General features: G+C 38.5%; 5 protein-coding genes and 1 pseudogene. All 6 read right to left on the bottom strand.

Annotated elements, in window-relative coordinates:
• On the bottom strand, positions 1 to 153 hold a 153-nt coding region (locus F9U64_RS23225), incomplete at its 3' end, for an ATP-dependent metallopeptidase FtsH/Yme1/Tma family protein (protein ID WP_228275812.1).
• A gap of 123 nt (positions 154 to 276) precedes the next feature.
• Complete coding sequence (gene hpt / locus F9U64_RS19860; protein ID WP_153406639.1) at positions 277 to 822, bottom strand: hypoxanthine phosphoribosyltransferase; 546 nt, start codon at positions 820 to 822, stop codon at positions 277 to 279.
• An 11-nt stretch (positions 823 to 833) separates the two neighbouring features.
• Positions 834 to 2,240, bottom strand: coding sequence for a tRNA lysidine(34) synthetase TilS (gene tilS, locus F9U64_RS19855; protein ID WP_153406638.1), 1,407 nt, complete (start codon positions 2,238 to 2,240; stop codon positions 834 to 836).
• Between the two features lie 64 nt (positions 2,241 to 2,304).
• Entirely contained in the window at positions 2,305 to 3,252 is a 948-nt protein-coding gene (locus F9U64_RS19850; protein ID WP_153406637.1) for a protein kinase domain-containing protein, read from the bottom strand.
• A complete protein-coding gene (locus F9U64_RS19845; protein ID WP_153406636.1) occupies positions 3,224 to 3,958 on the bottom strand; it encodes a vWA domain-containing protein in 735 nt (244 codons plus the stop codon). The genes F9U64_RS19850 and F9U64_RS19845 overlap by 29 nt, the downstream gene beginning before the upstream one ends.
• Positions 3,959 to 4,171: 213 nt before the next feature.
• Positions 4,172 to 6,178 (bottom strand): annotated as a pseudogene (gene spoIIE, locus F9U64_RS19840) (stage II sporulation protein E); the annotation flags it as partial.

Raw genomic sequence — 6,178 nt, 5'->3', positions numbered from 1 at the left:
TTCTACAATTTCATTGTTCTGCAATGCTTGCATAAATTGATTCGTATTTAGTTCTTTGGCCTGGTTGTTTTGGCCTGTGAACACAGATATGATCCCAATTACTACCAAAAATATAAGAAAATACAGGATCACATTACGTATTATCCGATTCATTCCTTACCTCCTCCCACAACGAGAAAACTATAGTAAATAGTACCATATTAAAAGAACTTATTACAACTAATTACCACTACGATTTTCATATGTATGATAATTTATTGCACTTAAGTGACAAACTTACTCTTCGCCACCGTATACCTCTGGCTTTAAAACACCAATATAAGGCAGGTTACGATATTTCTCTTGGTAATCCAATCCATATCCAACCACAAATTCATTTGGCACTTCAAATCCTACTACATCTGCTTTAATATCAACCGTTCTTCCTTCAGGTTTATCAAGCAGAGTAACAATCTTGATTGAATTTGCTTTGCGATATTTAAATAAATCTACTAAGTAACTCAACGTTAGCCCGCTATCAATAATATCTTCAATAATTAAGATATCTCTTCCTTCTACCTTTGTGTCCAAATCTTTGACGATTTTCACTTCACCTGATGAGCGCATTTCACTGCCATAACTTGATACATCCATAAAGTCCATCTCTAAATGTGTATCGATATTACGAAGGATGTCTGACATAAAAGGCAATGCGCCCTTTAAAACACCAACAGCCAATGGAAACTTCCCATCATATTCCTTCGTTAACTGCTTGCCTAGTTCTCTGCATTTTTCCTGAATTGCCTCTGCAGATATTAACACTTCTTTTATTTCATTCTGCATCCTGCTGCCTCCTATATGGTTGGTTCTGTATATTCTAATAATAAACAGTTCATTGCCTGTTTATTTATATTCAATTCTGCTTTTTTTAACCCGATAACCCAAAGAATGGTTCCATCACCTGCAACAAGCAATGGCCAATTGTTGCGTTTCGTTAACGCAATCTTTTCATCAATAAAAATATCTTTCACCTTTTTGCTTCCATTTAATCCTCGCAATTTTATCCGGTCACCCGGTCTTCTGGCGCGAACTGTCAAAGGAAAAATGGAGGCTTCCAGCGGGAGAATAATGGTATGCTTTGTTTCAACGACAGAGCATACGCTGTAACTAGCACTTAGGGTCGCTTGATTTACTAAATAATTCTCACCCGGTATATGTATTTCTTGTATTTCTGGAAAGGAATCAGCATTTACGATTGTTCCGAAGCTCAACGTAATCTTCTGATAGCTTTTTGTTACTTTCAAAGAATGAGGAAAATCAATCGCAGCATTTGCCTTCTCATTGTGTAACAATGCAAGAAAATCATCCTCATGTTTAGCAGAAATACTTAATGGGTCTTTCCGGTACAGATAGTTTAATATTAGATGAAGTGCACGTCTTTGTAAAGCAATCGGATAATCTAAAAATGAAGGAATGGAAAAGCTTACGGCAGGAACGCTATTTTGAAAATGAATAATTTCATCTACCATGACTCTTGCCTGTTTCAGCAAATAAGATTCATCTTCCGTTAGCCGTTCTGTTAATTGCTGTACCTTTCTATGTACACTGGGGTTTTTCTCCTTTAACAACGGAAGTACCTTTAACCTGTAATAATTGCGCGTATAGTCTAAACTCTGGTTAGAAGGATCTTCTCTGTGCGGCAAGTTATAATCCCCACAATACTTATAAATATCGTCCTTTGTACATGCTAGTAACGGACGGATTATTTCACCTTTTGCAAATGTTCGCTGTACTGGTATGCCTTGGAGTAAAGCTGGATTAGAATGCTGTACCATTCGCATGATAACAGTTTCTACTTGATCATCTCCATGGTGACCGAGTGCCAGGTAGTTCGCCTCGTATTGGCTCATCACTCGTTCAAAAACTTGGTATCTGAGCTTCCTTGCGGCAAGTTGGGTACCCTCATCATCTTTATGTTCCTTTACATCAACTTTTTCAGCAATAAATGGAATTTGCCATTTTTCACATAATTCTCCCACAAAGATAACATCCTGCCTTGATTCTTCCCCACGCAAACCATGATCTACGGATACTGCAATAATCTGCAACCCCCATTGCTTCTTTATCGATACCAGATAATGAAGCAATGCAATCGAATCTGCACCCCCGGAAACTCCGACTACAACTGTTGCGTTTTGGTGCAGCAATTGATGGCGCTTCATAAATGTTTGTACTTTTCTCTCTAGATTTGTTGCCGTCAAACACCACCACCTCACAATTTTTTTAAATCTATTTTAACATAATATGTTGTTCGTTATCTTGTAATTACAAAAATAATGTCATATATATATAGCAAAGTCCACTAATAGAAAGAATACTAACAACCTCGAGAGTCGGGTGAAAGGAGGTTTCCTGCTGATTTTTCTGACTTAATCGTTTTTGTCTTAATTGTGTTTGCTGGTTTTGTTTCATGACATATTGTAATAAGTAATCCTTCACCTGGTCAGCCTTATCAATATCCCCATTTAACATCTTTCCTACTAACTGTTTTAATGATTGAGAACGGATTGCTAGCTGCACCTTTTGCTGAAGCGTTTTTCTTGGATTATCTCCTCTTGAAAAACCATTTGGATAATAGATTCTTAAGATTACCATCGCCAGGGCAAACAAGTCATAGCCCGGATCGGCTTTTCTTGAACCCATCTGCCAATATGCTCTATCATAAAACTCTGTATATTCCTTGATTGCTCTTCCTTGCAATGTTGTGCCCCCTACATCCACCCACCTTAATCTTGCGGGTTTTCTGGACACGATTAAATTATCTGTTTTCAAGTCACCGAACACATAGCCTTCATCATGAAGTGTCTGTAAATCCTTCGCAAAACCGATTAATAGTGTGAACAGCCATTCTTGCCCATTTCTATTAATAAAGTTCGGTAAATCATCTCCTGAGATATATTCCATTACATAGAAAGAATAGACATGACCATTAGCCGAGATATAGTCATCAACATCGATTAAAGAAGGCCCAAGGCTATGTCCTTGAACCTTCTTAAACGCCTTTAATACATTTACTTCTGAAGTAATAGAATGACTTTGTTTACTCATTTTAAGTGCAACTTGCACGTTCTGATAAACACACAGATATACAGTCCCTATTGCCCCGCTGCCTAGTTCCTTCACAACATAATATTTTTTCTTATGCCACTTCCCTGTTATCGTCTGACCCTTCAGAATATTAATATCAGGCTTCTTCAACGTCTGGGTATTCATTATGGAACAATCTCCTTTTCAGACTCTTCTTACCAAATTGATGCATTGCTTCTTTCAATGCTGGACCTGTAGGTGTTACACCGCCACTTGCCAATCGAGAGAATATGCTGGTAATGGAATCGAGTTTACTAGTCCAATCCACTAATTGCTGAATAGGCTTCCTTTTACCAGGGAACTGATAAACACTAAATCGGCTGCGCCCGATTCTCGCGTTCATGCTTATCGATAAATCAATTAATGCCTCTTGAACGGTTGGTAATTTATTGGCCATACTTGCACTCGTATCAACCAATACTAATACTTCCAGATCACATGTCTCACCTAATTCATCCACTACTTCCATTACTTCACCGCGCTGGTCCGGAGGCAGCTCTTCCATTGTACTCGGACTTCCAAGGATTTGCTGTAATTCCTTATTTACGACTCCTTGCAATGTTTCATTCAGTGCCTGTTTGGTAACAGCTTGTACTGTTTGCGATAATGCCTGCTTATAGACTATTTGACTTACCCCTTGACCACTGCCAGCAATCTCTTCTACTTCTAATAACCCTTTTGGCTGTTCTGTATGTTCGTCTTCCATAATTCCGATAACATTTACTGTAATTCCTTGTTCTGCAATAATTGCTGCAACACTTGCCGGATTTTCACCTTGGTTTGAACAACCATCCGTTATTAACAAAATCTGCTTCAGTGTACTTGTCCTCATCAGCTATTCCTCCTTAAGGCTGTATGAATTTCAGATTCATAACCCTTTTTCAACATCTTCACCAAAAACAAGGAGAAATATACGCTAACTAATATTCTGCTGCCAATAACCGTCCTTCGTACTAATGGCTGCCCATTTTGGCTGATTTGTTTCAATTTGTGCAACTAAAACGGTCATATCATCTTCTATTTCACCTGCCTGTGTTCTTATTACTTCTTCCAGAATTAAATCGGCCATTACTTGCGGATCTTTTGTTTCAAGCTCACTTAGTTTTCTTTTGATCCATACATCCACATTTTCAATATGTTTTGGACCATCAAATATTCCATCACTCATCATAATAATGAAATCACCTGGTTTTAGCTGGGTACTGACAACTTCCACATCAAATTCCTGAATAATACCGATTGGCAAATTGCTAGATTCAATACTCTCTATAGAATCCTGACTGATAACATAACTAGGTGCTGAGTCTATCTTCAGGAAACGGACAGATGCCTGATGTAAATCAACCATAGCCAGATCCAATGTTGCATAAATTTCCTCATTTGTCCGCAATGACAGAATCGAATTAATCGACTTGATTGCCACTTGCTCATGCAGCCCTGATTCTAATATCTGCTGCAATAAACGCAATGTTTCAGTGCTTTCCTCATGGGCCCTGTCCCCATTTCCCATCCCGTCACTTATCGCTAATGCATAGTGACCCGCTCCAAGTTCCAACGCTTTATATGAATCGCCTGACACTAGTCCGCCGCCTTTTGCTGCGTGCGCCACTCCTGTTAAAACTGTATATTTTCGCGCTGACCCAAAAGTAAAGAAACTGTGTCCTTTAGCAATAGGAGAGATATCTTCTGTCGCTACAACTACTGTCTCATCCAGAATATCTGACAGGATGGGAGCAATTAATTTTGCAGCTTCCCCGTGGTACTGATTAAATAAAATGACCATTTCGATATCAATATTTCCTTTTTCCAGACTATATACATCCAATTTTTCTAACTCAATTCCTATATGCTTTAATGCTGCAACAATTTCGATCTCCTGCTGTTCATGATTTTCCTTCTCCTTCAATATTTCTTTGGCGAAATTCTCCATTACATCTGACACACCTCTTAATTGATCAGCGACAAATCTTCTGCTCTCAAGTACCTGTTTCTTCAATTGCTGGTTGGCCTGTAAAAAAGATAATTCCTGTTTCATTGCATCAATCACTCTATTAGCCTTTATACAGTGTTCGCCAAAGCGGAACTGTGTTACTTTATTCAGCTGATTACCATGTTCTAATTCATCTTTCACATCTTTCATCAGGTCATAGGTTTCATCAAACTGCTTTACCCAGCAAGTTTCTTTTTTGAAACACGTCTGACATGTTTTTTCTGCCACATTGCTGAGATAATAGTCAACTTCGATATCCTGGTCTTTCAATTGATTGGAATTGATCTGAAAACTGTGTGAAAGAGCCTTAAAGACATTGGAGAAACGCTCGACTCGATGTGCTGTCACATTTCGTACTTTTTGCAAGTACTGCTCTTGTTCCTTTGCATGTTCTGTTGTACCTGGTATATATCTCGCAATTTTTTTGATCATGATATTTGGAGTCAGCACAAATAATAAAATGGCAAATAATGATTCAATAAACGCTGTCTGTATATCGCTAACGTTCTCTCCATACAAACTGATTAACAGTGTGCTTATTAATAGACCGATACAAACAGCAAGCTTTCTACCGTCCTTTAGCAAACCTCCAAGCAAGCCCGCAAATGCCAGCAGACTCATTTGATAAAGGTTGGCAATACTCGCCAGACTGAGAATTAATCCTGCGACAACTCCAACTGTCGAACCGATTGCCGCTCCCCCTATCAATGCAAGCAGTAAAACCAGATACCTGGCAAATACCTGTTCAAAATGTGCTCCATAGAACTCCAATCCGATAAATCCTGTTAACACAGAAGCGAGTAATATAATAAAACAAACAATCTCCTCATTCTTTAATGTAGGTTTATATCTTTTTGGTGATAAAAGCGGTAAGCTCTGCATAAAGATTAGTAATAAGACTGCTGCAAGTACACCTTCCACTGCCGACAATGTCCATTCCATATATGTAAGTTGCCCTTCCCATGCATACAAACACAACCTTGGAAGAAATGTTGAAATAAAAGCAACAATCGGCAGCAGACGTTCCTGTTTTTTAACGTGAATAACAATGAGGTTAAGTAA

The organism is Gracilibacillus oryzae (genome assembly GCF_009498735.1).
In the GTDB taxonomy this organism is placed as follows: Bacteria; Bacillota; Bacilli; order Bacillales; family Amphibacillaceae; genus Gracilibacillus; species Gracilibacillus oryzae.
This window is presented reverse-complemented; position numbering and strand designations above follow the sequence as displayed.